24 protein-coding genes are annotated in these 25,670 nt (G+C 54.7%); 5 read left to right on the plus strand and 19 right to left on the minus strand.

The window, feature by feature from the left end; translation table 11 throughout:
* Positions 1 to 272: 272 nt before the first annotated feature.
* Entirely contained in the window at positions 273 to 722 is a 450-nt protein-coding gene (locus HW115_RS13940) for a c-type cytochrome (RefSeq protein ID WP_178933516.1), read from the plus strand.
* 281 nt (positions 723 to 1,003) lie between these two features.
* On the opposite strand, the gene HW115_RS13945 is transcribed toward HW115_RS13940, so the two are convergent.
* The 13 genes from HW115_RS13945 to HW115_RS14005 all read right to left on the minus strand — a co-directional run bounded on the left by HW115_RS13945 (position 1,004) and on the right by HW115_RS14005 (position 15,543).
* Entirely contained in the window at positions 1,004 to 1,936 is a 933-nt protein-coding gene (locus HW115_RS13945) for a helix-turn-helix domain-containing protein (RefSeq protein ID WP_178933517.1), read from the minus strand.
* A 13-nt stretch (positions 1,937 to 1,949) separates the two neighbouring features.
* Positions 1,950 to 4,358, minus strand: coding sequence for a heavy metal translocating P-type ATPase metal-binding domain-containing protein (locus HW115_RS13950; protein ID WP_178933518.1), 2,409 nt, complete (start codon positions 4,356 to 4,358; stop codon positions 1,950 to 1,952).
* Between the two features lie 416 nt (positions 4,359 to 4,774).
* Complete coding sequence (locus tag HW115_RS13955) at positions 4,775 to 5,743, minus strand: transporter (protein WP_178933519.1); 969 nt, start codon at positions 5,741 to 5,743, stop codon at positions 4,775 to 4,777.
* Positions 5,744 to 5,931: 188 nt separating this feature from the next.
* Positions 5,932 to 6,669 (minus strand): sulfite exporter TauE/SafE family protein, encoded by a 738-nt coding sequence (locus HW115_RS13960; protein WP_178933520.1) that lies wholly within the window; start codon positions 6,667 to 6,669, stop codon positions 5,932 to 5,934.
* A gap of 32 nt (positions 6,670 to 6,701) precedes the next feature.
* Entirely contained in the window at positions 6,702 to 6,914 is a 213-nt protein-coding gene (locus HW115_RS13965; protein ID WP_178933521.1) for a hypothetical protein, read from the minus strand.
* A gap of 112 nt (positions 6,915 to 7,026) precedes the next feature.
* Positions 7,027 to 8,448, minus strand: coding sequence for a cytochrome c oxidase accessory protein CcoG (gene ccoG, locus HW115_RS13970; RefSeq protein ID WP_178933522.1), 1,422 nt, complete (start codon positions 8,446 to 8,448; stop codon positions 7,027 to 7,029).
* 205 nt (positions 8,449 to 8,653) lie between these two features.
* Positions 8,654 to 9,247 (minus strand): cbb3-type cytochrome c oxidase N-terminal domain-containing protein, encoded by a 594-nt coding sequence (locus HW115_RS13975; RefSeq protein ID WP_178933523.1) that lies wholly within the window; start codon positions 9,245 to 9,247, stop codon positions 8,654 to 8,656.
* Entirely contained in the window at positions 9,244 to 9,438 is a 195-nt protein-coding gene (locus tag HW115_RS13980; protein WP_178933524.1) for a hypothetical protein, read from the minus strand. The genes HW115_RS13975 and HW115_RS13980 overlap by 4 nt, the downstream gene beginning before the upstream one ends.
* A 36-nt stretch (positions 9,439 to 9,474) precedes the next feature.
* Positions 9,475 to 12,021, minus strand: a complete 2,547-nt coding sequence (gene ccoN / locus HW115_RS13985; RefSeq protein WP_178933525.1) for a cytochrome-c oxidase, cbb3-type subunit I — start codon at positions 12,019 to 12,021, stop codon at positions 9,475 to 9,477.
* Between the two features lie 34 nt (positions 12,022 to 12,055).
* Entirely contained in the window at positions 12,056 to 12,256 is a 201-nt protein-coding gene (locus HW115_RS13990) for a hypothetical protein (protein ID WP_178933526.1), read from the minus strand.
* Between the two features lie 133 nt (positions 12,257 to 12,389).
* Positions 12,390 to 13,226, minus strand: coding sequence for a CvpA family protein (locus tag HW115_RS13995; protein WP_178933527.1), 837 nt, complete (start codon positions 13,224 to 13,226; stop codon positions 12,390 to 12,392).
* Positions 13,227 to 13,305: 79 nt separating this feature from the next.
* On the minus strand, positions 13,306 to 14,388 hold the full coding sequence (gene aroC, locus HW115_RS14000; protein WP_178933528.1) for a chorismate synthase: 1,083 nt from the start codon (positions 14,386 to 14,388) through the stop codon (positions 13,306 to 13,308).
* A gap of 72 nt (positions 14,389 to 14,460) precedes the next feature.
* Positions 14,461 to 15,543, minus strand: a complete 1,083-nt coding sequence (locus HW115_RS14005) for a hypothetical protein (protein ID WP_178933529.1) — start codon at positions 15,541 to 15,543, stop codon at positions 14,461 to 14,463.
* Between the two features lie 89 nt (positions 15,544 to 15,632).
* Between HW115_RS14005 and HW115_RS14010 the strand changes: the two genes are divergently transcribed.
* The 3 genes from HW115_RS14010 (at position 15,633) to HW115_RS14020 (ending at position 18,104) form a co-directional block, all read left to right on the plus strand.
* Positions 15,633 to 16,736: an MGDG synthase family glycosyltransferase gene (locus tag HW115_RS14010; protein ID WP_227021531.1), complete on the plus strand. Its 1,104-nt coding sequence runs from the start codon at positions 15,633 to 15,635 to the stop codon at positions 16,734 to 16,736.
* 43 nt (positions 16,737 to 16,779) lie between these two features.
* Positions 16,780 to 17,202 carry a hypothetical protein gene (locus tag HW115_RS14015; RefSeq protein ID WP_178933531.1) on the plus strand — a complete coding sequence of 141 codons (423 nt, stop codon included), beginning with the start codon at positions 16,780 to 16,782 and terminating at the stop codon, positions 17,200 to 17,202.
* 110 nt (positions 17,203 to 17,312) lie between these two features.
* Entirely contained in the window at positions 17,313 to 18,104 is a 792-nt protein-coding gene (locus HW115_RS14020) for an endonuclease/exonuclease/phosphatase family protein (RefSeq protein WP_178933532.1), read from the plus strand.
* A gap of 53 nt (positions 18,105 to 18,157) precedes the next feature.
* On the opposite strand, the gene HW115_RS14025 is transcribed toward HW115_RS14020, so the two are convergent.
* From HW115_RS14025 to HW115_RS14050, 6 genes are all read right to left on the minus strand, one after another.
* Positions 18,158 to 18,817 (minus strand): NAD(P)H-dependent oxidoreductase, encoded by a 660-nt coding sequence (locus HW115_RS14025; protein ID WP_178933533.1) that lies wholly within the window; start codon positions 18,815 to 18,817, stop codon positions 18,158 to 18,160.
* Between the two features lie 20 nt (positions 18,818 to 18,837).
* Positions 18,838 to 21,342, minus strand: a complete 2,505-nt coding sequence (locus HW115_RS14030; RefSeq protein WP_178933534.1) for an LPS-assembly protein LptD — start codon at positions 21,340 to 21,342, stop codon at positions 18,838 to 18,840.
* A 61-nt stretch (positions 21,343 to 21,403) separates the two neighbouring features.
* The gene (locus HW115_RS14035) at positions 21,404 to 21,796 is read right to left on the minus strand and encodes a hypothetical protein (RefSeq protein WP_178933535.1); all 393 of its coding nucleotides are present in this window, start codon (positions 21,794 to 21,796) and stop codon (positions 21,404 to 21,406) included.
* A complete protein-coding gene (locus HW115_RS14040; protein WP_178933536.1) occupies positions 21,775 to 22,248 on the minus strand; it encodes a phage holin family protein in 474 nt (157 codons plus the stop codon). The genes HW115_RS14035 and HW115_RS14040 overlap by 22 nt, the downstream gene beginning before the upstream one ends.
* A 336-nt stretch (positions 22,249 to 22,584) precedes the next feature.
* The gene (locus HW115_RS14045) at positions 22,585 to 22,956 is read right to left on the minus strand and encodes an ElaB/YgaM/YqjD family protein (RefSeq protein ID WP_178933537.1); all 372 of its coding nucleotides are present in this window, start codon (positions 22,954 to 22,956) and stop codon (positions 22,585 to 22,587) included.
* A 235-nt stretch (positions 22,957 to 23,191) separates the two neighbouring features.
* Positions 23,192 to 23,800, minus strand: coding sequence for an MBL fold metallo-hydrolase (locus tag HW115_RS14050; RefSeq protein WP_178933538.1), 609 nt, complete (start codon positions 23,798 to 23,800; stop codon positions 23,192 to 23,194).
* 327 nt (positions 23,801 to 24,127) lie between these two features.
* On the opposite strand from HW115_RS14050, the gene recA reads away from it, so the two are divergent.
* Positions 24,128 to 25,186, plus strand: a complete 1,059-nt coding sequence (gene recA / locus HW115_RS14055) for a recombinase RecA (RefSeq protein ID WP_178933547.1) — start codon at positions 24,128 to 24,130, stop codon at positions 25,184 to 25,186.
* The last annotated feature ends 484 nt before the right edge of the window (positions 25,187 to 25,670 follow it).

Raw genomic sequence — 25,670 nt, forward strand, 5'->3', positions numbered from 1 at the left:
GTTTTTAGATCCAACGTGTGGCGGGGGCGATCTCCTTTACGCGCGGTGGTTCCAGTTTGCTGCGGCAGAGGGGGGCTTGTATGTCGCCAATTGTTGAAAATTGGCTGGAAATCATATGTTCCTGTGCCAAGTTTCTGTTATTGATACTGAGCTGTTTCAATTTCAGGGTGTCCCATCCTGTCATTTGATTGGCTGTATTCAATTGTTCTAACTGACCGTTAATCACCCGCTAACCACCCGTTAATCACCCACTAACTATCCACGAACGAACCATGTCCAAGCGATTCCTACTCACCCCTGTTGTGCTCGGCCTTGCCGCTGCAAGTGTTACTGCTGAAGAAAATGCTGAAGGTAAGGCTGCCTATGCCATTTGTCAGGCCTGCCACGGCCCTGATGGAAAAGGCGTGAAAGCCGGCGCAAAAATGATGGCTGCCTCTCTTGCGGGATCGAAAGTGGTCAATGGTGACCCGTCGGTCTTTGCCTTGGCCGTCTTGAAAGGGATCAAGCAAGAGGGCTCGACCTATCTCCTGCCAATGGCTCCGCTTGAAGCCTCCTTTGCCGATGATAAAAAGCTGGCTGCGGTGCTGAGCTACGTTCGCCAGTCGTTTGGCAATACGGCTGCCGCGGTGACCCCAGAGGAGGTTGCCAAGTTTCGAGCCCAGTGGAAGGACGAGAAAGGTCCGATCCCTCGTGCCAAGTTGACCGAACTCAACAAAAAATAGTTTTCATCAATGGCTCCACGTCCGCTGGAGCCATTTTTTTCCTTTATGGCCGGCTGAATTGCCGGCTGAGAAGGGGGCCAATCAGCCCTGCGTATTATGCGGCGGTGAGAAAAGTGTCGGACGATCGTTGTCGACAATGACAAGGCTGCTCAATGCCCTGGGTTGAACGCTTGAAATAATTACCCAGTCGCGACGGTCGCCCAAGGACGGGCTATCGACGGGTGGTCGACGGCTGATTGAGGCCAATCAGCCCTACCGATCATGTTGCCGATTGGCGTGGCTTAGCTCGCTGCTTTCGCTGGGTTGGCCGAGGCTTCATCCCGATACTGGCTCGGGGAGCCGCCGTGGAATTTAGCAAAGCAGCGGTTGAACTGGGAGAGCGATTGAAATCCGACCTGGAAGGCGATTTCCGAGATGCGCGCGCTCGGTTTGAGCAGTTCGCTTTTGGCCCAGAGAATCCGAGTGTAGTTGACATACTCGGTGAGCGTCATGCCGGTGGCCATTTTGAATTGACGACAGAAATGGGACTCGCTCATCCCCGCGATACGGGCAACTTGCGGCAATGAGATCGCTTCATCGAGTTGGGCATGGATATGCTTGCGAGCGCGGCTGATGGGGGCTGGCTCTTGTTCATTGGCTGCGATGGCGAGTTTTTCGGACTGGGTGGAGAGTTCCCGTGCGAAGTGCTCCAGCAGGGTGACCATGCTTTGGTAGCGTTCCGGGCTGATGGCCTCGGTTTCGAAATAGGCTTTACGTAAGCCCTCGATTTGAACGTCAGTGAAACTCCGGCTTTCACTGATTTTGGTGAGCGCGGCTTCGAAGTCCTCTTCGGTGGGAGTGCGGTGGAAGACCTGGCCGGTTTTGAGGTAGCCGACGACCATCGTGCCGGCATACACTGGGATGGAGGTGGCTTTGAGGCCGGCAAAGCAGTTGCAGGAGGTTGGCCCTTTGATGGATGACTTCTGCATCAGGTCCTGATTGACCTTGATACAAGCATCGCATGCTCTTTCCCCGCAAGGGTTGATCATCTCGCAGAACTGGCTTTGGTTGTCGCGGTGCTCGTTGAGGGCAAAGGTGTTGGGGTCGGCTACGACGAGTCGCATCGGAAGTCCGGTGGCCGATCGAAAAGCGGACTCATATTCAGAAAACGAGGGGCTTTCGATAAGTCGTTTGTAGATGGTTTCCGACAGGTGGTGAATGCGCTCTACGGTCATGGGTATTGGGATTTTACAGTGAGGAACTTGATTTGGCAATCAGATCGTTTGAACGAGTGTTTGCGGGGATGAGAAAGGTGATGATTGCCAAGGAAATGAGCGAGCTGAGAGGCATCAAAATAGCTGCCAGAAGCGGGTTCATGTGTCCTGACAAGCAGATACCAACGGCGATCAGATTGTAACTTAGGCTGAATGTAAAGACACTTCGGATGGCAAAAGCGTATTTTTTGGCCAAATTCAGCATTTTGGGCAAAAATTGCAGACCATTTGAGAGGAAATAGAAATCGGCTTTCGCCTCAAGCAAGCCACGGCCGGCGACGGCTCCGGTCATCCACGCCGCATCGAAGGCGAGTGAGTCATTGGCTCCATCACCGAGGAACAGGCTGCCGGAGGGGTCGATTTCCTTGACCAGTCTGGCTTTGTCTTCCGGGCTGAGTGCCGGATGGACGAGTTCTGGTTTGATCCCAAGGTTTTTGGCAATCGCTTGGACGCGGTCGGGGTGGTCGCCGCTCAGGATATGCGGGTGGCGATCTTTTAGCGCGAGTAAGGTTTTCCTGGCTTCAGGCCGCAGGGATTCGTGGAAAGTAAAGTGGGCGATCAGCTTGCCGTCTCGTCTGAGTTCACTGCCTGCACGTGTAGCAGCTTCGATGGCATCTGACTGGCCGTCCCACCCTCCGCGCCCGAGAGACCAAGTGACGGCTTGTGCGTCCAGAAAGCGGGTGCCTAGTCCGGGTAGTTCTTCGGGTTTCGAGTGGGCGTTTTGTTGTGAGGATTTGGTTTGGCTGAGTAGTTGTTGTCCCCGGATGCCGAGTGCGTGCATTAACGAGCGGGACAGCGGGTGACGGGATCGGGAGCAGAGTTGGGCAAGTGCGGATGCCGCTTGATCGTCGAGCGTTTCCAGCTCCCGCTTGTCGACGAGTTGGGGGAGTTCCAGCGTGAGGGTCCCTGTTTTATCGAAGAAGATCGTGCGGATTTGCCGGATCCGACTCCAGAAGGCAGGCCGGCGGATGAAGACGCCGAGGGTGCGCATTTTGCCGGAGGCCAGTTCGTCAGCCAGTGGGAGTGCGACTCCGAGGGCGCAGGGGCAGGAAATCACAAAGACCGAGATGGTGACTTGAATAGCTGCGGGTAGGCTGTTGCCGGTAAGAAGCCAGGCGAGTCCGCCTCCGATGCCGATGATCAGGACCGCAGCCAGGTAGTATCTCAGGATCGTTTCCATCAAGGGCGACCGGGCTGAGCTCTCACCCGGACGAATCAGTTTTGCCAGCAGGGAGTCGGACCAGTTTTCTTCGGCTGTCAGGACCGCCTGGCTGTCGCTCAGGTTGATGGCTCCAGCAGGAATCGACATTCCACTGCTGCGGTGCACCGGGTCGGGCTCTCCGTTGATCCATTCCAAGGAAAAATCGGCACTGCCGGAGGCGATGATTGAGGCCACCGGGGCGGTTTGACCCGCGGGAAGTTGATACTTGGTTCCTTCGGCAATATCATCGATTTCGATCGCATGCCCATCTTCGGCATCCTGGACGCTGAGGGGAACCGGTGTTTGTTCAAGCAGGCGGTTGCGGTTTCGTTCCACGGCTGCGGTCTGGAGCCAGCGGCCACCGAGCATGAGAAAGATAAATATGGCGACAAAGTCGAAATACATCAGGGCTTCGTAGCGCAGCAGCCAGCCGACCAGCGAGCCGAGGTAAGCCAGACTGACGCCGAGTGCAATCGGCAGGTCCATGTGGATCACTCCGGCTTTGACCCCTTGAATCGCCCGCTTGATGAACCAGGAGCCACCGACCAGCATCGCGAGTGTGGCGGAAATAAAAGTGATCAGGTCAAAAATATTGGCAAAGGCGAAGTCGGGCTTCATGCCGAGGTAGCGGGGCAGGGAGAAGACCATGCCATTCAGCGCAAAGGCCCCGCAGATGCCGAGCTTGCCTCCAAGTTGCTTGAACTCGCCGGATTGTTTTTGGGCGCTTCGCGCCGGACCAAGCAGGTAGCCGAATTGCTGTAATTCGCGGGCAAAATCCAGAATGTTCAGGCTGTCACGCTTCCAGGTCAGGAAAATGGCACCGGTGCTGGGCACGATGTCACAGCGGATGCTGCCGGGGTGGCGAAGAAAGAGTTTTTCTACCAGCCAGACACAGCCGATGCAGGAGATCCCTTGGAGCGAGCCGATGAATTCGATGGTCTGGGCTTCCGGCTCTTCTTCGACTTGTTGGGTGACCGCGTCTTGCAGCCATTGGAAGTCGTATTGCTGGAACGGCTGGTCGCGTAGCGGGGCACTCGCCTCATCCCGCTTCAGGTCGTAGAATTTTTCCAGCCCTTCGTTGTGGATGAGCTGATACACAAATTCACATCCGGTACAGCAAAAACCTGATGCCTCTTGGCTTGGTTCCAGAGGAGTCTGGCAGTGGATGCAATGCTTCGGCACAAAGCAGAGCTATGCTGCATCGATGACAAGGTAAAGAAAATGTAGTGCCAGTAAGTGACGGCAGATGACAGATTTGAATGTATCCCATTTGCCAAGAGGAAGACACGAAATGGATGGTATTTACAACATTGTCGCCGTTTAAGCACTGAAGGTGCATGCTATTTTATACCACTCCGCAAAACAGACGAGACGATTGATCGTTGTTGAGGTATGTGGAAAAGCACTGCGTGATCGATGAGAGTTCCGGATGAATGACTCCTTTGGCTTTGTTTCTCCTTAGTCATGGTGCCCGCAGGGGCTGAACACTGGAAACTTCGGAACTTTGCAGCTGTGGAGTTCTGCCACAAAAAAATTGCGGGAGCCCCCGGATGGGAGACTCCCGCAATGGTCTCATAGAAACAACAATCCGTTCAAAATTAGAAGGTGAGCACCAGGTCGACGGTGATGCGGTCGTCCATCAGGTTGTTTTCCTCGTCGGTCAGAGGAAGCTCGTAAGCCACACCGAGGTCGGCCATGTCGCAGATTTTGTAGCGCAGGCCGACGGCGGCTGTGACGATGTCACGGTTTTTGCCGGAGTTGACAGCACCGAGGTTGAATAGATCGCCTCCCTCGAATTCAACGATACCGGAAACCGCTGTGTCAGGTAGTGCGCTTGGGTTGCCGAAGGCGGCAGTTCCTTCGCCGCGTGACAACACGGTGAACCAGTTGAGCTCGCCAAGGATATACCATTTTTCGGTCAGGTTGTAACCAACGTGGGCGCTCGCAAAACCCGTGGTAGACTCCTCGTCGTTATCGAATGGGAGATAGGCTCCGAGAGCTCCGGCAAATTGCCACTTCTCGTGCAGCTTGAGTGCGGAAACCGTGATGTCGAGACCTCCGTCACCATTGCCTTGGAAAATCTCCTCATCACCGGTAGGAAGCTCGATGATGGCCGAGCCGCTGACCGCGAGCTGCTCGACGGGGTCGAGAACGAATGCATATTTCAGTCCGGCCGCGAGGTCGGCAAAGCCAGTTTCGCTGTCGAGCGTGTTGTCCGGGTTGAAGTCAACATAGCCGTCTTTGGTGGCGACCAGCGAGAGGCGCTCGTTGAAGGCATACTCGAACTGGAGCGCAAACAGGTTGACGTCGCCACCGAGGTCCAGCTTGGCAAGGCTGGTGTTGATTTTGGATGGCAGGCGGTGATACATATAGATCGGATGCACGCTGGTGCGGGGCAGTGCGAGATCGAATTTGGTGGGGTTGGAAATGGGACGACGGGCCGCGTCAAATCCGGCGGCCGGCGGGTCGATGATGGTTTTTTCGGACTCCATGGGAGCTGGGCCAGCAAAAACGGAGGAAGTAAGGGCGGCTGCACACGCTGAGGTGGCAATGAGTCTGGTTTTCATAGTCAGTATATTGGATTGCGTGCTGCTTCACATACAGCACAAAGGGAATTCTAATTAAAGATTCTTTTTTCGCTATACCGTGCTTGCTCGAAAGTGCGCAATATTTGCTGTTTTTGCCCTTCTGGGCAGATGCCAACAAGGGAAGCTGAAAAGATATCCCGCAAACTGCGGGATGGGTGTTAGCCGCATCATCCGTGAGGCTCGTCGCTTTGGATGCTGGGAACGGGGGAGGCTCCCGAGGGGCTGTCTTCAGGTGCCTTGTGGAGATCTGGAGTGGGATCGTAGAGCAGGCGCTGGGCGATGAAAAAGGCGGCAAGCAGGGCGACGCTGCGCTGAATGAGTTTGACCCACTTGGGCCCGAGTTTTAATTGGATACGCTGCATCCCGAGCTGGGAGGCCCAGAGCAGGGGCACGGTTCCGAAGGCAAAAGCAAGGGCGAACTCGGCACCTTTGATGGCGCTGCCGGTGGCGAGGCAGATGGCAAAAAAGAGGTAGAGCGGGGCGCAGGGGAGGAGGGGTGTGGCCAGCCCCATGGCAAGACCGCCTCGGGTGGCGGAGATGGTCATGGCCTTGAACCGGAGCCGCGTGGCCCAGCGTTTGAGGAATGCGGGACGGGGGATTTTTTTCTCAAGGCCCAAGGCGAAGGCGACAAAGGCGGCAACCAGGACCCAGGACAGCAGGCTGAAAGACGAGTGATGAAAATACTCGAGAGGTTTGGCTCCGATCGCCCCGAGCATGGCTCCGATCAAGGTGTATGAAATCAAGCGCCCGCCATGGTAGGCGGTTGCCGCACCGACCCGACTGCTTTCGTCTTTTTTCAGCGCTGTTAATGAACAGGCGATAGGGCCGCACATGCCGACGCAGTGAACACTGACGATGGCACCTGTGACAAGGGCGATAGCCGGGCTGTTAATGTTTTCGAACACGAATGGTGGGAGTGAAGAGTTAGGAAGGGGGCTTATGGAGTTTCTGTGGTCTGCTGTCCGCTGCCTTCGGCCTCCAGCTGTTTTTCTTTCAGGCTGTTTTGATACACTTCATTGGCTTCTTCCGGGCTGAGTCGGGTGGTGTGCCTCTGTTTGGCGAGAACGATGAAGGTGGCCCATCCGGCAATGATGAGCGCGTAGAGGACGACCATCACAACCCACGGGTGTTTTTTTGGGAAAAGCGTCATTGGTAGAGAGTGTAGGACAGGTCTTCAACCTGTCGGTAGGTTTGGAGGCAAGGATGCGTTGAGGGGCTAGGTTTGATGATTTGCTGGCTTATCGACAGATTGAAAACCGGTCTTATTTTTCCGGTTTTTCGAGGCTTTTACGGTAGAGGCGGGGGCTGGGGCCTAGGAACCGGACTTCGTTGTCAACCGTGCTTTCGTCGATTCGGGATTGAACCTGAAGGGTGAAGTTGAATTTTCCTTTGTAATGTTCGGCTGGGGCTGTGACCACCAGGGTGTAGGTTTTTTCCTCGAGGGGCTTGAGCACGATGTTTTCGGTGGTTCCTGTCGTTTGGATCCATTCGGGAGCATCCACCAGCCGGATGTCGAATGTGCTATCCTGGTTGCGTTTGTTGAACAGGTGGATCTGGTAGACATTGCGAACGCCGGCTTTGTCCATTTGGTAGGTGACGCCACGCATTTTGTTGACTTGGGCGCTGAAGGAGCGGGCTTTGTTATACAGGGTGAGTGAGAGCACGGTGGCCCCGAGCATCATCATCAGTGCATACACGAGAATCCTCGGGCGAATAACGCGCTTTTTCTTTTGCTCCAGACCATTGTGGGAGTCGTAGCGGACCAGACCGGTGGGGCGTTTGAGTTTGGTCATGATGGCATCACAGGCGTCGATACATGCGGCGCAGCCAATGCACTCCATTTGCAGGCCATTGCGAATATCGATCCCGGTTGGGCAGACTTGCACGCAGCGTCGGCAGTCGATGCAATCACCTGCATTGGGGTCCTTGGGTTTGCCGGGTGGGTTGCCGCGATGCGTGTCGTAACCGATCACCATGGTGTCATCATCCGAGAGGGCCGATTGGATACGGCCGTAGGGGCACATGACGATGCAGAACTGCTCACGGAACCAGGCAAAGCAGAAGTAGAGTACGATGGTCAGAAAAGCGACCACGCCAAAAGACACGGCATGTTCTCCCGGGCTTTCCTGCATGTAGAGGTAGAGGTTTTCCAAGGAGATGAAGTAGGAAACAAAGATGTGGGCGATCAGGGTGGAACAGAGCAGGAACAGGCTGTGTTTGATGATGCGTTTGGTTGTTTTCTGCGGAGATTTGGGGGCGGCGTCGAGTTTTCTCCGGGCTTGGGCGTCACCTTCAACAAGCCGTTCAATCCGGCGGAAAACGTGGTCGAGGAAAACGGTGTAGGGGCAGGCCCAACCGCACCAGACCCGTCCGAGCAAAGCGGTGATAAAAAACAGGGAGAAGCCCAGGCCGGAGATAAGGAAAAAGAGCAGCCAGAGGTCCTGGACGGCCAGCGTGATGCCGAGCACGTGGAAACGGCGCTGGGCGGTATCGAGAAAGAGGGCGGGGTACCCGTTGATCGGAATCCAGGGGAGCGCAGCGTAAAGAACAATCAAGGCATAGCCGACAATTCTCCGCCATAGGGTGAAGGGCCCTTGGACGTCCGAAGGGTGGAGCTTGAAATGAGATCCGTCTTTGTTGATGGTGGTGACGGAATCCAGATTAGGTTGTTTTTGCGTGGCCACTCGATGATGAGGCTGGGTGATTGCGGGTTATTTGGGAAATGGGGGTTTAGTATGGAATGAGGATAGGAGTTCTGGGGGGATGAGAAAAGTTGAGTGAATTTCTGTGAGAAGACTCGGGGGCGAAAAATAGGCCTTATATGGTGTTATAAGGCCTATACGAGTTGGAGTATTCCACAGCTTGTGCCGGGATTCAAACCGGATGTGTCTATTCTTCGCTTTTGGGTGGGTTTTTACTGAGGACGTAGGCGACCGCTTTGGCGCATTTTTCAGGGCCGAGGTTTTCTCCCCAGGCGGTCATTTTTTGGCCGTTAAAGCCTTCGGCATCCGCTGGGCTGCCGTTGAGCACAAGATTGAAGAGGTCCATGGGTTCTCCACCGTGCGACCACTCGTCATCCATCAGTGAACGCCCGATGGCGGTTCCGTTGAGGTCCGCACCGTGGCAGGCTGCACAGGTGGTTTTGAAAACCGCTTCTCCTTCAGCCACGATATCGGCATTTTCACTCCACTGGATCAGCACCTTGTTATCGAGTTCGTCAAGCATGGCGGCGAGCTCTTTCTTTTTGGCGTCATTGATAAGTTCCATCTGGGCGTTGATCTTTTCCGCCGGGCTTTGAAGCAGGTCAGAGCTGTAGTAGATCACCCAGTAGCCAACGTAGAAGGCGATGGCGATGTAGAAGGTGAAGAGCCACCAGTTCGGCAGTTTTTGGTCGAATTCCTCGATGCCGTCGAAGACGTGGTCGCGAAGCACGGGGCCATCCTTGACGGATTTGTTCACTGGTTTGTTGGATTCTGGGTTCATGGCTGGGTGGTGTGAGATGTTTCGGTGTCGTTGTTGAGTGGCAGGCTGGCGACATGTTTTTCATCATCGCGGCGCGCACGCCAGGCACGCACCATGATGAAGGAAAAGACGATGAACGAGAGGAAGAAAGCGACCAGTCCCTGGGTCTTGCCTCCACTGTCGAGGACGATGTCTTTGAAGATGTCGTACATGATTACCTTGGATGTTTGGACTGTTCCTTTATTGGTTTATTCGCTGTCGTCGGCGGAGGGCTCGGTCTGAGGGGCGATGTTCGGGTGCTTGCGGTCCGGATCGACCAAGGCTGGGGTTGCCTTTTTCTGACTTGGGTCAACCAAGTCGTATTGTCCCAGCTTCTGTAGGTAAGCGATCAAGGCGACAATCTGGCGCTTGGAGAGTTCTTCGGCGATTTTGGCCTCTGAGTCCATGCTGTCTAAATCCTCGGGAAGAAGGACGCCACTGGCAACAAGACCTTTGGCAATGTCGAGCCCTTGTTTGTAGGCTTTGTCTTTGATTTCGTGAGCCGTCATGGCTTCGTAGGGGACGCCGAGCCAGTTGACTTGGATCGAGATCTTTTTCGGCAAGGCGTCGATATCGGTTTCCTTCTCCGCCAACCATGGGTAGGCCGGCATGATCGAACCTTCCGATGTTTCGCGTGGATCCATCATGTGGTTGTAGTGCCACCCGTCTGAGCGGATCGGCTTGTAGTTGCCATCTTTATCCCGGGGGCCGCCTTCGCGTGCGAGATCGGGGCCGGTGCGCTTGGAGCTCCACTGGAACGGGTGGTCGTAGATACTTTCTCCGATCCGTGAGTAGTCACCGTAGCGCATGATGTCGCCAGGCAACATCCGGATCATCTGCGAGTGGCAGTTATAGCAGCCTTCTGCAATGTAGATGTCGCGTCCCGCCAGTTCGAGCGGGGTGTAGAGTTTTTGCACTCGTTCATCGACGTATTCACCTTTCTGGGCGATCACGGTCGGGATGATCTGGGCAGCACCACCGATGGCGGCGGCGAAGAACACCAGAATGGTGAAGGGAACCCAGTTCTTCTCAAGGGAGTCGTAGAGCTTCACCCAGGAGTTTGTGTCCTTGCGGAAAATCCAGATCGTTTGCAGTGAGAGCACCACGATCATGGCAAAGGCGCCGATGTCCATACCCTTCGGTAGGAAGATCCACAGCAGGAGGAAGACCAGAATCCAGAAGATGTAGGTCAGCGGCTCGTTGCGGAACAGCATGCGGAAAGCTCCGATGGAGTCGGTTTCCGGGTCGCGGGCAACCGGAACCTCCACGCTGACTTCGGTGGCTTTACCCATGCGGGCGGTTTTCCAGAGGTTGATGCCGCACATGATGAAGCCAATCAAGTAGAAGCCTCCACCGATTCCGCGGAACAGCAGCAGGATGTGCTTGGACTGGATGATTTGCACGAAGTTGGGGTATTTCAGCAGGGTGCCGGCTTCGTTGGTGGCGCTGGCCATCAGGCCCTCCATGATACCGGAGGCCCACATCGAGGAGATGTAAAGCAGGATACCGACGGTACCCAACCAGAAGTGCATGTTGGCCCAGCTGTTGCTCCAGAGCACACTTTCGCCGTTCGGTCCTTTGTTGTTTTTCCAAAGGCGTGGGGCGAGCCAGTAGAACATACCGGCGGCCATAAAGCCGTTCCATCCAAGGGTGCCTGAATGCACGTGGCCGACGGTCCAGTCGGTGTAGTGGGACAGGGCGTTGACGGATTTGATGGCAAGCAGCGGGCCTTCGAATGTGGCCATGCCGTAGAATGTGATGGCGACCACAAAGAACTTAATGACGTGGTCGGTGCGGAGTTTGTCCCAGGCGCCGCGCAGGGTGAGCAAGCCGTTGAGCATACCACCCCAGGATGGGGCCCAGAGCATCAGCGAGAAGAGCATGCCGAGTTGTTGAAGCCACTCGGGAAGGGCTGTGTTGAGCAGGTGGTGCGGGCCAGCCCAGATATAAATGAAGACCAGAGCCCAGAAGTGAATGATGGAAAGACGATAGGAATACACCGGACGCTCGGCCGCTTTCGGCATGAAATAATACATGATGCCGAGGATCGGCGTCGTCAGGAAGAAGGCGACCGCATTATGGCCATACCACCATTGAACCAAGCCGTCTTGCACGCCGGCGAAGACCGGGTAGGAGTGGGTCAGCGAAGTGGGGATGGAGAGGTGGTTGACGATGTAGAGCATCGCGACGGTCAGGATGGTCGCAATGTAGAACCAAAGGGCGACATAGAGGCTGGGCTCGTTGCGCTTGGCCAAGGTCCAGAAAAAGTTCACTGCAAAAACCACCCAGATCAGGGCGACGGCGATGTTGATCGGCCAGATCAGTTCGGCGTATTCCTTGCCCCGGGTGAATCCGGCGGGCAGGGTGATGACGGCCGAGACGATGATCGCCTGCCAGCCCCAGAAGTGGATTTTCGATAAAAGATCCGAGGCAGTCCGGCATTTGCATAGCCGTTGGGTTGAGTAATAGACACCGGCAAACATCATGTTGCCAACAAAGGCAAAGATCACCGCGTTGGTGTGTAAGGGGCGCAGGCGGCCGAAGGTGATCAGATCCACGCCTTCGGTTTTAAAGTATCCAAAAGTCAGCCACTCGAGGAACTTGCCGTTCATCTGCCAGAAATTGAGCTGGAAGGCGGCAATCACGCCGACAAGCATGCCGACAATGCCGAAAATGACAGAGGCTGTGAGGAAGTGTCGCACGGTTTTATCGTCGTAGACGATCGTTGTGGTAGCGGCATTGGACGGTGTGTTCATGGTCGGGCTATTGGGTGTTCAGTTATGAGAATGTTTAGGAAGAGTGGCTTTGATCGTGCGCTTGGCCGTGCTTGGACGGCAGACTCGCCTTGAGGCTGGTGTCGTCATCCAGTGGCAGGAGCGCATCATGTTCGATTCCCCGGCGTTTGTTTCGTTTCAGCTCTGCGATGAAGCAGACAATAAAAATGGCCGCAAGACATACACTAATCAAAATGGTGAGCGCTAGAACGTTCATGAGAAGTGATGGGCAGGAGAGGAGGTGACAGATCAGGCGGAGGCCAGGGCGGTAGAGGGATCAGATGAAGATTCGCGCAGTATATCGAGAATTTTTTTTCTTGCTGCGCATATTCTGAGTATCGCTGCGCAGATTATGGTGAAGATTGTGCATATGTTGACCTGAGTTTGTCGAGGTCAAGTTGTTGGAATTGTTGCATCAGGGATTCGTTTGTCAGAGCCTCTTGGGTGGCTTTGGCGTTGTAAACGTCTCGGGGTTTCCCGCTTTGGGCGTAGTGTTTGAGTTCTGGGCTGTATGCGAGTTTGATGAACTCAGGCTGGTTGAGGAACTGGCTGACACTTCGGTTTTTGAGGAGCTCAACCCGACTTGGTTCGTGATGGTAGAGGATGAGCAGCTTGCTGAGAGGAAGTTTGTCGCTGTGGTAAAAGGGATCGGATTTGCGTTGCCAGAGGCCGAGAGAACTGTCATCGATCGCCCGTTGGGCCCGGAGCAGGAGTACCGAGGTGTGTTCGACTTCTGCTGCCTGATCGACGCTGAGCATGCGTTGGACATCACGCAACTCGGAGAGGGAGGAGGCGTAGCGGATGCCGGTGCATGCAAGCCAAAGCAGGACCAGGCCCGCGACCAGGCTGAGTGCCGCAGCCGGGAGGCCGAAGCCGATTTTTCTGCCGGTTTGGGAGTCGTCGAAGGGGTCGACCAGAAAGTTGAGCAGGTAGCGGCAGACGAAAAAAACCACCAGTCCGGTGGCGAGGGCGACAATTTTGGGTGCCCAGATGGCGGGGATGGCGTGGGTCCAGGAAGCGGTGAAGTCGTGCGCATGCTCATTACCCCAGAGAGCGGCGTAGCCGGCAATGCCGAGGCAGATCAGGGCGGAGACCGTTCGGAACAGTCCTTTCAAAAAGCCGACCACGGCCAGAGCCAGGATGCAGATGGCGATGATTTCGGTTAGCCCCAGCTCCTGAAAGTTCATACGGGTCCTTATAGGGTTCAGGGAAGGAAAGATCAAGGAAGATCCTCCGTTGGTGGTCGGGCGAAGGGGGGCCCCCGGCTTATCCGCACTGGGCGCGTTGGAGCAAGGCGTGGTCGAGCAGCGTAAGAGCTGTCATGGCTTCGACAATGGGTACGGCACGTGGGAGGACGCAGGCGTCGTGGCGGCCTCGGCCTTTGAGTTCGGTATCCTCGCCGCTGGTGCTGACCGTTTGTTGAGCGGTCATGATCGTGGCAGTGGGTTTGAACGCGACCCGGAAGCTGATGTTTTCACCGTTGGAAATGCCGCCTTGCACACCGCCGGAGCGGTTGCTGCTGGTGCGTATGGTGTCGCCATCCATGAAAAACGGGTCATTGTGCTCCGCACCGGTGAGTTGGGTGCCTGCGAATCCGGACCCGATTTCAAAGCCCTTGGTGGCTGGCAGGCTGAGCATCGCTTGGGCCAGTGTGGCATCCAGTTTGCCGAAGACCGGGTTGCCGAGCCCGACAGGAACGTTGCGGACAACGCTCTCTACCACGCCTCCGACGGAGTTTCCCTCTGAGCGGGTGGCCTTGATCAGGTCGATCATGGGCTGGACCGCATCGGGGTCGCCCGTTCGGACGATGTTGGATTCAATGGTGTCGAAGCTGACGGAATCGGCGTCGACGGAAGCTTCGATATCTTTGATGGATTGGACCCAGGCTAGGATTTCAAGCTCAGGAAAGAGGGTGGCCAGGACCTTTTTTGCGACCGCCGCCGCTGCGACCCGGCCGATGGTTTCCCGGGCGGAGGCTCGGCCTCCCCCGTGCCAGGCACGGGTGCCATATTTGGCATCGTAGGTGTAATCGGCATGAGACGGGCGATACTTGTCCTTCATTTCGGAATAGGACGATGCCCGTTGGTCTTTGTTTCTGACCGAGATGGCGATTGGGGTCCCCAGTGTTTTTCCTTCAAATACCCCGGAAAGAATTTCACAACGATCCGCTTCATTGCGCGGAGTGACAATGTCGCTTTGCCCGGGCCTGCGCCGATCGAGGTCGGTTTGGATATCTTCTTCTGAGAGGGGGATGCAGGGAGGGCAGCCGTCGATGACGACGCCGACACCTCCGCCATGGGATTCACCCCAAGTACTGATGCGAAAGAGTTGACCGAAGCTGTTGGACATATCTGCACGGAAATTGGCAGAGTGCTGCGGGATAATCAATGCGCGAATGTGTCGTGATGTTTAATTCGCTGATTATTCCGAGGTTTGGGCACTTTGTGGGGCCGGTGGGTTGAGGTAGGTCCAGCGTGGGGCGAGCAGCGCTTCGATATGCACGCTTCGTTTGCTGTTACTGTTTTCCGGGAAGCGGAGTCTGAGGGTCATGGGTTCTTCCCTGCCTCCTCCATGTTCCTGGCTCTTGAGGATGATGCGTTTGATTTGCATCGCAACCGGGCTGGATTTATCGACGTAGCCAAAGACATGCTCGTTATTGTCCCGGGTGGTGATTTTATAGCATTGGTAGCGGGATTCATCCCGGAACTCAAAAGCGTAGAAGTGGTCCGGACTGATGTTCACCCGCATGTCCATCGGTGAACTTGGTCTCTGTGCAATGAACGTGTCCCATGCAAGTGGCTGGTAGCAGACATCACTCTCCCAATCGACTCGGAAGGAGCCGTCCTCAATTTGTTCAATCAGGAGTTTTTTTGATGACCCGTCCACCAAGCTGACTTTGCCGTAAACAAAGGAATGGTTTTCCATGCCAATCGAGCGGATACGTTTGAATTGGGAAAAATGGCCGGGGGTTAGCTGATGGGATTGATAGTAGTGTTCCATCAGGGGTTTGACCCGCTTGTTGTGACGGACGTATGGCAGGAGCTCTTCAATGCTGGTGGCTTTCAGGTAACCTTTGACGCAGTCCTCCATATTGCTGAGCGTTTGTTTGGTTTCCTCGTCGTCGAGCGCGGCATCTTCCAGAATCGTTTGTTTTTGCTCGCTCGCCGATTGGATCGTGGGTTGGGCTTTGAATACATTGGTGATGGCCCAAGTTGCCAGACCAATGATGATCAGGGCGGTGAGCACAAACCATCCGGGGGCAAGGGCTCGTTTTTTATCCCCCCATTTTTCCTCGGGGTCTTCTGATGTTTCCGCTTGATCGAGGATTTCTGAAACCTCCGGCTCGATCGATTTCGCTTTGACCCTGGCCAGCTCGTCAGGGGTGAGGATGGCGGCTTCTTCCAAGATCTTTAATTCAGCCGTTATGTCATCATTGTCGATTAGGCGCAGTTCGCTTTCCGGTTTGATGCGTGGTTCGGGAGGTCTTTCAGAAGATTTCTTCATGTGTTTGACGACAATTAAACCAATTGCTGTATCGACGCAACAACGGAGCGTGTTTATTGTTGCCTCGCGTGAGTAGGAAGGTCGACATTTTGATACTAACCGCTGGTTTTGGTGAAGGGCACAACAGTGCGGCCTTGAGCCTGGGCTTGGCATTGGATCAGCATGTGCCTACCAAGGTGTTGGACCCTTGCGCGCTGGGAGCCCCCAAGGTGAATGATTACCTGAGGCGTTTCTATCGTGACGTCACGACGCACGCCCCCTGGCTGTGGCGGCGTATTTACCAGTCGACGGATCGGCAGGATTTTTCCAAAGAGCGAATTCCTCTGATGCGCAAACCTGAGGAAAAGCTGCGGGAGCTGATCCAATTGCACCGCCCCCGCGCGATCGTCAGCACCTACCCCCTGTACCCTTATTTTTTGGAACGGATTTTTGCTTCCGGTGAGGTGAAGGTTCCGGTGTTCACAGTGGTGACCGACTCGATCGAGATCAATGCTGCTTGGAGGAAAGCGCCGACCGATTACTGGTTGGTGACGGATGCCCGGACCCGGGATGGATTAATACGGCAGGGCTTGGATGAAACCAAGGTCGTTGAAACCGGCTTTCCGGTGGCACCTCATTTTTCTGAGCTGATGCCGGTGGCTGCAGACGCGGGGCTAGACCCTTTCCGGGTGCTGTATTTTCCAACGCCCAAAAAGCCACATGTTCGCAGGGTGTCCCGGGAATTGTTGGATGCGACCGATGAGGATGTTCGGCTGACGATTGTTCTGGGGAGGAATTTCAGGAAACTATACCCGAGGGCCAAAGAGATCTCCGATGCTTATCCGGGGAAGGTGAAGATCAAAGGCTGGACCCGTAAAGTGCCCGAACTTCTCCATCAACACCATTTGGTTGTTGGGAAAGCGGGTGGGGCAACCGTGCATGAGGCATTGGCTGCTGCCTGCCCGATGCTGATCCACCATTTGGTGCCTGGTCAGGAAGAAGGAAATCTGGCCTTGTTGAGGTCGATGCAGGGGGGCGACTTGGCGGATACCCCTGGTGCCTTGGCTGCGCATATGCGTGAATTGCTAGGTGAGGATGCCCGGGTGTGGCGGGCGATGAAGCGGAGTTTGTCACGGTATGCGCGTCCTCAGGCTGCTCAGACAGCGGCCCGGTTTATCATGGATCGAATAGGATCTGAACGAGAGGAAGCCTAAGGCTTTGCTTGGCAGGGGGCGAAAAAAACGCTATGCAGTGCTTATGAAACGAAATACCGCGCTTCTTCTGGTTGGTCTGATCATCCTTGCTGTGTTAGGTGGCGGAGGTGCTTATTACGCTTACCGTAAAATACAACAGCGCAAGAATTTTGAGTTCCGCTACGAAGGTAAGTTTCCTGTTGGGGCTCAGTTTGATGTGGAAGCATTCAAAACCATGATCCTGGCGGATGAGAATGTAGAGGATGTTGTCGAGGGAAATGATTTGGTGGCTTTTTGGGAGTTAGATGGACCAGAAGCGGCTAAACAGAGAGTCAAATCGAAGTTCTCAGCGAGTGTTGCTAACAGTGAGGTGAAGGTTCGTTATCAGGACAAAGACAAGGCGATGGCGAAAAAAATTCTTCAAGGTTTATTGCAGGGGTATCAGAACCGTCTGAAAGCTTCGGGTGGAGGTGTTCCCCAAGGTTGATGCCCGGCCTGAATGGGGTGGGTGCCTGAGTCATTCGATCGATTTGGAACCGTCAAAGATGGTTCGTTTTGGAGAAAGAATCGCCATGGTTTTAGAGTATGATACGGGCGATGATACGTCTTTTGTTTAATTTGTTTTTTTCGATTTCCTTGCTGGCCAGTGTTTCAGCGCAACCGCTTAAGGTTCTGGCGTATAATATCCATCATGGCCGGGGAATGGATGGAAAAGTCGATTTGGAGCGGATCGCGAAGGTGATTGCGGAGAAGTCTCCTGATTTGGTTGCATTGCAGGAGGTTGATAAAAATGTTAGGCGAAGCGGGGGTGTTGATCAGGCTGCCGAGTTGGCAAAGCTTCTGAAGATGGATTACGTGTTTGCCAAGGCGATCGATCTGCAGGGTGGGGAATACGGATTGGCTGTATTGTCCAAGTTTCCGCTTGGCCAATCCGTGGTGCATAAGCTTCCCGGCAAAGGAGAGCCCAGAATTGCGTTGGAGGTAAGGACTCAATACCAGGGTAAAGAGTTATCCTTTGTGAGTTTGCATCTGGAGCGCAATGCCGCCGATGCCAGAAGTGAGCAGGTGATGGCGGTCATGAAACGGATGGGGGGGCGAGATCATGCTGTGATTCTGGCTGGTGATTTTAATGCCCACAGAGAGGGAGAACCTATCCAGCAACTGGTGAAGGGTGGTTGGAATGTACTCAGTAAGAATGATGGTAATGGCATTCGGACCTTTCATGGGGAGAAGCATCGAAAAGATGCCACCCTGCCAGGTCGTAAGGAAATCGATTTTGTCGTGTTGAAGGGACTCAAGTTAAGTTCCTACGTTCACGGTGTCATTCAGGAATTCAAGGCTTCGGATCACCGACCAATCTATGCCGAGTTGACCACGGCACAGAAGTGAGGGGCGGCGCTTTGCCTTGTGTTATGTGAACCCTGCCTGGCTGTGCGGGGCGATTAGTGGTGGTCGATGACTTCCGAGGTGGGGAAGCGAACTTTGGCAAGTTGGGCGTATTTGTCATCCGCCGAGCGGTAACCCATCGGGCAGGCGACGGTGGTGAGGTAACGCTCGGATGCGGGCGCTTGATCCAGCCCGAGGATGCGGTCGTATTCCGCGGGACAAATCCCTTCCATCGGGCAGGCGTCAATGCCGAGAACGGCAGCACTGGTCATGAGTTGCCCCAGCGCGATATAGACTTGGTTTTTCGCCCATGCAATCGATTGCTCGGGATCCATTCGTTTAATGAAACCTGACATCATCGCGGCGTAGTCGCTCAAGCTTTCGAGTTCAACATTTCTCCTATCAGCGATGCATTTGAGCAAACGTTGGATGTCTGATTCGCTTGTTTGTTCTTTCGCGCAGAGAACCACCAGATGGGAACAGTCGATGACTTGTGTCTGGTTCCATGAATGGGGGAGCAGCGCGGCTTTGATTTCGGGGTCAGTGACGACGATGAATTTCCATGGTTGGATCCCGAATGAGGAGGGGCTCAGGGCCAGGCTTTCTTCGATCGCCTGGATGCTTGTGGCAGGGATGGTTTTCTGCGGGTCGAACACTTTGGTTGCATAGCGCCATTGCAGGCTTTCGAGCAGGGCGTCAGGGCTGATTGGAGTCATGAAGAGGTAAGGGTAGCGGCTTATTCGGCGTCGATTGAAAGGGGGACGCGAACGGAGGGGAAGTTTTTCAGGGTGAAGTTGAGCATCAGACCATATTCGGTGTTGTTGTCGCGGTTGTCACGAACCAAAAAACCAAGCGAGGTGCGCCAACTGTCGAAGTCGCGGTGCACTGCATATTGTTGGATTTCCAGTGTGTTGTCATCGAACTCGTAGCGGTGGTAGGTTCCCAGCCCCCATTCGTCGTTGAGGCGAAGGTATGAGCGTAGGCTCAGACGGTGGCTGTCCTGCAGCGTTGGGTGGTTGTCAAGAATCCGGTAACCTAGTTGGAACTCGGTCGAATTGTTGGGCATAAAGGTGAAGCTGCTGGTAAGCTCGGAGAAGTTGGCATCGTTATGGGCAACCGGGAACTGGGTTTCGAGGTTGAGTTTCATCCATGGAAGGGGCTGCCAGACGAGGTCGTTATAGAGGTTGGAGAGGCTACGGTTGGCTTCCAGATCATTGAGAAAGACATCAATGTAGGTGTCGAGTGCCAGCCAGCGGTGGGAATCTCCATCGCGGCGGGAGAGTAGAATATTGCGCGTGCCGAGCCGTAAGATACTCCAGTCGGCAAGATCGTCGGTGGCTGGAAATCTTCCGACTTCGAGTGGTGGCGGGCGGGTGGATGGTGCCAGGGTTTCGATCCCTCGAAAATCGTTGTCGAAATTGTTGGTGGCCACTTGTGAAAAGCTGGCGTAGGGCTGAAGAATATGGAGTAAGCCGTCGAGCCCCCAGGATTGGCTTTGCACATCGGGGAAGACACGTGTGAATTTCATCGAGGCGTCAACGGCCGCCGCAAAGTGAGTCCGAGTGAAGGAATCGGTGTCGTCTTGCACATCCCAGTAGCTTGTGACGCCGGCACCAGCTCGCGGAGTGATGGAGACCTTGCCGTCCAGATCAAAAGGAATGCTGAATTCCTGCCAAGTGTGGAAGCGGGTGTAACCTTTGTCTTCGAGAAGACCGTCGATGATGTCGAGCTTAGGATCTCCTGGGGTCAGGCCGTCCGCTTCGTCACGTAATGCGTCTTCGTAGTCGTCATCGAGATACTCCCGGTAAATGCCCAAGGTCGTTTGGCCTTCGTGAAGGACGGGGGTGCTGAACACGGGTGCCCGGACTTGGTCGAGGAACAATTCGGGAAGCCGGGTGTCGGATTGATAGAAGTCGTTGGGGCGGAATCGAGTGTAAAAGCCGGCAAGGAAGCGGGGGTGCCGGTGGAAGATGCCGATTTCGTTGTTGGGGTTCGGGTTGATTTTGTAGGTCCCTGGTTCGAAATCTTCGAGGTAGTAGCGGTCACTCAAGGCCATCATGTTGACGTCGGCATAGGTCTGATGCTGCCCGCGTTCAAAGAGTTGGTGCCGGTATTTGAGTTCAAACTTCCATCGGTCTTCATTGACAAAGCCCCGGGATTCGTCGGTGCGTTTTTGGGATGGGTTGCGGTCGTTGAGATAGTAATACTTTAACCAGCCAAGGTTTTCATTGTCCTTCAGGCGGGTGTCGTGGAGGTCGAGGCCGGCACCGATGCCACGTTTGCTCATCAGGTCGAGATGCCATTTGGATAGAAGCCATGCATTTTCTTTTTCGCCGGTTTCCTCGTTGACTTCTCCGCCGAGCATAATGCCGTAGCTACTCAGGATATATGCCCCCCAGTTGCTTCTCGCTCCGGGCAGGATATGCAGTCCGAGGTCGGCATCCAGAGGTTGGGAGAGGTAAGGGAACCAGAACACCGGGGTTTCTCCGGCGTAGAGTTTCATATTTTTGAAGATGATTTTGTCGTCAGGGTAAATGGTCGTTTGCTCGGAGCGGATCCAGTAGTTGGGCTCGGCCACATCGTGGGTGGTGATCCCCGCATTTTTTCCGATAAAGGAAATCTTCCCTTGGTTTTCGACCATTTCAAATTGGTCGGACTCCAGGACGATAGGCCCGAGTTTGCTGCCGAGTCCGGTGGTGTCGAGTTTTTTGGATTCGTAATTGTAAGCCGCGTGTTCACCCCGGTGCAGGGTCGGGCCTTGGTAGACCGAGACGTTGCCATCGAGAGTGATGAGTTTGGTTTTGGCATTTAAGAGCACCTTGTCGGCGAAGAGTTGCACGCCGGGGAGAATGCGACCCGTTTCGTCCGTGCTGGATTTTTGAATGACCGAGACGTTCCCGGTGAGTGTCGCGGTTTCCTGTTTGGCATAAATGATGACCTTGCCTGCTTTGAGCTCCAGACCATTGTCTCCATGGACATGCACATTCCCTTCAAACAGGTAGGTTCCCTTTTCGGTGTCAAATTCCAGTTTGCCATCGTTGGTGACCCGGATGCTGTCGGGTAGGCTTGGCATGTCGGGCATACCAGCAAAGTCATCGCCCAGTAGGCTGCCGGCGCCCGTGGGATCTTTGTTTTCATCCGGAGATTTCTCTTTGTTGGGGGCCGGAGGGGTCGCTGGTTCCTGTGCGATGAGCGACAGGGGGAGCAGGTAGAGAAAAAGGCCTAATCGAATTGATTTCATCCGCGCCTACCTTGGCGGGAATCAGGGCCGGGAGTAAAGAGTAAAGCTGGGCGATTTTGCTTTAGAGGGGTCTGGCCGGCGGTGCAGGGCGGGTCGTCGCCGTTTCAGCGCGGGTAACGAGTGCCTCTTTTGCCCGTGCCAACAGCCAGGCTTTGACAACAGGCTTCACCAGAGAAAGGAGCCAGCTGATCAGAACCAGATGCAGTGGTTGTGACGGACGTGGTTGTTTTTTTGATTTTTTACGTCGGCGCAACAGGAGCGCAGCTCCTAATCCGGCCAGAGAGGAGCCGGCAAAAACCGCTTTTGGTTTTTCCGTGAAAATCCGATGAAGAAAACGTTTCGGGGAAAGCTTGGTCTTGAGTTCCTGCTGACCACGGGTGATGGACTGGCGGGATGCTTTAAGACGTAAGACCAGCTCTTGCTTGCGCTGGTTTATTTGTTGTTGCTGAGCCATTGTTTGTCGTTTTCGATTTCCTGACGTGACAGTTCAAAGAGCGGGGATGCTGGCTTTTTCTTTAGTTGGCCAAGGAAGACAAGCGCTCCTACCCCGTGGATGAAGGCAAGTAAAAAAAGGATGGCCGCCCAACCCGGTAGGTGGTCAATTTTACCTTCCATCCAGCGATCCGCCCACGGTGCCAGTGTGCCGGTCAGGGCTGCAAGAACCAAGGCCCAGGTGAACAATCCACAGAGGGCGAGAGCAACACCGTGAATGGCTTTTCGGATGCTGAATTCCGCTGCTTCCTGAGCTTCAATTTTGGCAAGCTCGATGCGGGCAGCAATAAAATCACTGATTTCCTTGGGCAGATTGACCGTCTGCGGTGCCTCGACAGGCGTACCTGGATGAGAAGCTTCATTCCCAAGGGATGAAGGCGTCTGCGTTGTTTGATTTGACGTTTGTGTGGCCATGTTTCGACGGAAAAGGCGTAGGACGGGAAAAGAAAAAGGGGCTGCGTCTCTTGCCTCTGGTTCAGCCGCGACCGTTGAAGGTCAGGATCAATGAAGCGCGTGAGATGAGGAGGGGGCGAGAGGACGAGGACGTAAAGAGAGCGATAGATGAGAAAAAAGAGAAAAAAGAAAAGCACCGTCCGGAGCTGGATTCCGGGGCCGGGTCCCAGCTGGATTCCGGTTGGGTCCGGTTGGGTCCGGTTGGGTCCGGTTGGGTCCGGTTGGGTCCGGTTGGATTTTGGCTGACGGACGGTGTTCCTGATATGGTTTCTTAAAGGGGAATGCGGTGCGCTTGGTTTAGCGACGCACAACCAAACCGATCAAAAATCCAACACCCAATGCGGTGAGCACGGATTTGGTTGGGTTCTGGCGGATGTATTCCTCGGCATCAGCGTGGGCTTCGCGAGCCTTTACTTGTCCGTGTTGGATTTGTTCTCCGGCGGCTTGTTTGATCTGTTGGGTTTTGACAGCGGCAGCTTCTTTGATTTCGCTGGCTTTGCTGCCGGCGACTTCGCGGATTTGGCTGGCTTTTTCAACAGCGGAATCCTTGATTTGTTGAGCTTTGGCTCCGGCTTCGTGGGCCAGTTTGCCGGCCTTGTCGCGCAGTGGCACAGGGCTGGTTTTTTCATCGGCATGCTGGATGCTTGGATCTGCGAATGTTTCTTCCATGATATGTTGTTGTGAGTGGTTAATATTGAGTTTCCTGAATTTTTGTCGGTTTTCTGGTTGAGACCCCAATTGCAAAGGAGCGGCATCACGATCAAAAACCTAGATCAAATTCAGGGAGTTTCGAGGAAGTCCTCGTGTTTAGATTGGCACCAAATCCTCGGAAACGCAAAGAAAAAGGAGACTTATTTGTTGGGTTTTGTTGGTCTGTTCTGATGGGCTGGACCCGCTGTATTTTTTATTGCAGGTAGGGGTTGCTGGCTCGCTCCTGTCCGATGCTGGTGACGGGGCCGTGTCCTGGGTGGATGCTCAGTTGGTCCCCTCTGCTGAGCAGGTGGTCCCGGATGCTTTGGATCAGCAGGTCCATGTCTCCGCCTGGCAGGTCCGGTCGGCCGACGCTTCCCGCAAAGAGGGTGTCTCCGGAAAAGGCAAGATCTCCAAGGAAAAAGGCCAAGCTGTCAGGGGCGTGCCCCGGAACATAAGCCAACTCAAAGCTCCAGTCGCCAATGTCGACGGTTTGTTGGTTTTTTAAAAGCTGGTCGACCTGGTAGGGCGTTACCTTGAGAGGCATGCCTGATTGTTCAAGCAGTTGCTCCAGAGTCAGTTCGCGAGAATATGGTGAGTGGGCGTAGACCGGGACGCCGGTGGCGGCGAGTTCTGCGGTTCCTTCCACGTGGTCGTAGTGCTGATGGGTCAGTAGCAGGGCCTTCGGGCTTGCCTTCTCCTGTGCCAGCCAGCTGGCCACCCCCTCGGGGGCGTCGATCAGGATGCAGTTGTCGTTGTCGCCGATGAGATAAGCATTGGTCTGGGCCATGCCTCCTGTGTAGATTCTGATTGGAGTGTCCACGCGCCGGATATTGTCCGGGATGCTCCAAATGAAAAGTCGGAAATGGTGCGGCGGGTGTTCTTCTTGTGGTTCTAGGGTGATGGGGGGTGTTGGAAAGTGGTAAACATGTGAACACTGATCTTTTGAACAGTTTTCGCTTGACCAGTTGTTGTGCCGGAGGTAAGTCTCATGAAAATCAAAAACACCATTGTCATGAGCACCGCAAGCGTTAAGAGTCCGTCCACAAGTAAACGATCAACCAAACCGACCCAGAAACAGACCGAAAAACCGACCGAAAAACCGACCGAGAATCAAGCGGTCAAACAAACCACCAAAAAAGCAACATCTATGGCCAGTAAAAGTACCACCAGCAAAACCAGCAAAGCCAGCAGCACCGAAAACGATAAACTTGTCGCCGCGCGTAAGAAAAATCTCGATCTCGCGATTTCCCAGATTCAGAAAGATTTTGGAGAAACCGCCATTATGCGTCTGGGTGACGGGCACCGAGTGGATGTCGATGTGATCCCTACCGGAAACCTTCTTATTGACCGCGCTTTGGGCGTTGGCGGTTTTCCTCGTGGGCGTATTGTTGAGGTCTACGGTCCTGAATCTTCGGGAAAAACCACGCTTACATTGACGGCTATTGCCCAAGCTCAGAAAGCCGGAGGATTGGCTGCTTTTATCGATGTTGAGCATGCCCTGGACCCCGCCTACGCTGCCAAGTTGGGCGTTGATATTGATGACTTGCTGGTTTCTCAACCGTCATCTGGCGAGGAGGCCCTGCAAATTTGCGAAACGCTCGTGCGCTCCAATGCCATCGATGTCATCGTTCTGGATTCGGTTGCCGCTTTGGTTACCAAGCAGGAGTTGGCAGGTGAAATCGGAGACAGCACGGTGGGAACCCAGGCTCGATTGATGAGTGCCGCGATGCGTAAGTTGACCGGTCTGATCGCCAAAGCCAGAACCACTTGTATCTTTACCAACCAGATCCGGGAAAAAATTGGTGTAATGTTCGGTAACCCTGAAACCACGCCGGGGGGACGCGCACTGAAGTTCTTTGCCTCAGTCCGGGTAGATATCCGCCGGATTGGTCAAATCAAGGCGACGGATGGTACGGTTCAAGGAAGTCGGACCCGGATCAAGGTGGTCAAAAACAAAGTGGCCGCTCCGTTTACGGAGGCTGAGTTCGATATCATGTACAACGAGGGGATTTCCTCGGTGGGCTCCTTGCTCGACTTGGCTTTGGAGTTCGATATCGTTCAGAAGCGCGGGTCTTGGTTCAGTTACGATGGGAATCAGCTCGCCCAAGGGCGGGATGCCGCAAAAGTGGCGCTCAAAGGCAACCAGGAACTTTACGAAGACATCGAAACCAAGGTCAAAGCAGCCATGGCCGGCGACGCGGAATAGGCGTGCAGCCTGGTTGCGGGGGGGCTTGAGGACTCCGTTTCTGAAGGGACGCTGTTTCTGAAAAGGAGGCGGTTTCTTAAGGAAGCCGTTCCTTAAGGGAGGCGGTTTCTGAAAATGGAGCTGTGGATTTTTCTGGAGCGGGGGCGTGCCCCCCCCCGCTCCTTGCTCCTTCGCCGCGCCCTGGTTCTTTTATGGGCTGCTCGGGTTGCCGACAGGTTGGGAAACCTGTCCTACGGGGAGTCTATGCGGCTGGAAGGAAAGTAGGGCGGATTTTTAATCTGCCGGCGGTTCTGGGGATGTGTGAGCGTTGGGTGAGGGGCTTGGGTTGTCGACAGGTTGGGAAACCAATAGTGTTCGGCATGCATAGTGCTGGTTACAATGTGGCTGAAAGTCAGTTTGCTCATAAATAACACACGGAGTGTCTAAGTTATAATTTATAAGGAGCCCTTGATATCCGGGCACGACAATGGCCGCGAGGGATTCC

It is taken from the genome of Oceaniferula marina, from assembly GCF_013391475.1.
GTDB lineage: Bacteria > Verrucomicrobiota > Verrucomicrobiia > Verrucomicrobiales > Akkermansiaceae > Oceaniferula > Oceaniferula marina.

What these genes read in the sequence shown, in the direction of transcription:
- HW115_RS13995 (WP_178933527.1), bottom strand. Translation starts at nt 13,226, where the DNA reads ATGAACTTTCAGGAGCTGGGGCTAACCGAAATCATCGCCATCTGCATC.
- HW115_RS13965 (WP_178933521.1), bottom strand. Translation starts at nt 6,914, where the DNA reads ATGACGCTTTTCCCAAAAAAACACCCGTGGGTTGTGATGGTCGTCCTC.
- aroC (WP_178933528.1), bottom strand. Translation starts at nt 14,388, where the DNA reads ATGTCCAACAGCTTCGGTCAACTCTTTCGCATCAGTACTTGGGGTGAA.
- HW115_RS13975 (WP_178933523.1), bottom strand. Translation starts at nt 9,247, where the DNA reads ATGAACCCAGAATCCAACAAACCAGTGAACAAATCCGTCAAGGATGGC.
- HW115_RS14015 (WP_178933531.1), top strand. Translation starts at nt 16,780, where the DNA reads ATGAAACGAAATACCGCGCTTCTTCTGGTTGGTCTGATCATCCTTGCT.
- HW115_RS13955 (WP_178933519.1), bottom strand. Translation starts at nt 5,743, where the DNA reads ATGAAAACCAGACTCATTGCCACCTCAGCGTGTGCAGCCGCCCTTACT.
- recA (WP_178933547.1), top strand. Translation starts at nt 24,128, where the DNA reads ATGGCCAGTAAAAGTACCACCAGCAAAACCAGCAAAGCCAGCAGCACC.
- HW115_RS14005 (WP_178933529.1), bottom strand. Translation starts at nt 15,543, where the DNA reads ATGAAGAAATCTTCTGAAAGACCTCCCGAACCACGCATCAAACCGGAA.
- HW115_RS14025 (WP_178933533.1), bottom strand. Translation starts at nt 18,817, where the DNA reads ATGACTCCAATCAGCCCTGACGCCCTGCTCGAAAGCCTGCAATGGCGC.
- HW115_RS14020 (WP_178933532.1), top strand. Translation starts at nt 17,313, where the DNA reads ATGATACGTCTTTTGTTTAATTTGTTTTTTTCGATTTCCTTGCTGGCC.
- HW115_RS14035 (WP_178933535.1), bottom strand. Translation starts at nt 21,796, where the DNA reads ATGGCTCAGCAACAACAAATAAACCAGCGCAAGCAAGAGCTGGTCTTA.
- ccoN (WP_178933525.1), bottom strand. Translation starts at nt 12,021, where the DNA reads ATGAACACACCGTCCAATGCCGCTACCACAACGATCGTCTACGACGAT.
- HW115_RS14045 (WP_178933537.1), bottom strand. Translation starts at nt 22,956, where the DNA reads ATGGAAGAAACATTCGCAGATCCAAGCATCCAGCATGCCGATGAAAAA.
- HW115_RS13990 (WP_178933526.1), bottom strand. Translation starts at nt 12,256, where the DNA reads ATGAACGTTCTAGCGCTCACCATTTTGATTAGTGTATGTCTTGCGGCC.
- HW115_RS13940 (WP_178933516.1), top strand. Translation starts at nt 273, where the DNA reads ATGTCCAAGCGATTCCTACTCACCCCTGTTGTGCTCGGCCTTGCCGCT.
- HW115_RS13945 (WP_178933517.1), bottom strand. Translation starts at nt 1,936, where the DNA reads ATGACCGTAGAGCGCATTCACCACCTGTCGGAAACCATCTACAAACGA.
- HW115_RS13980 (WP_178933524.1), bottom strand. Translation starts at nt 9,438, where the DNA reads ATGTACGACATCTTCAAAGACATCGTCCTCGACAGTGGAGGCAAGACC.
- HW115_RS14040 (WP_178933536.1), bottom strand. Translation starts at nt 22,248, where the DNA reads ATGGCCACACAAACGTCAAATCAAACAACGCAGACGCCTTCATCCCTT.
- HW115_RS14030 (WP_178933534.1), bottom strand. Translation starts at nt 21,342, where the DNA reads ATGAAATCAATTCGATTAGGCCTTTTTCTCTACCTGCTCCCCCTGTCG.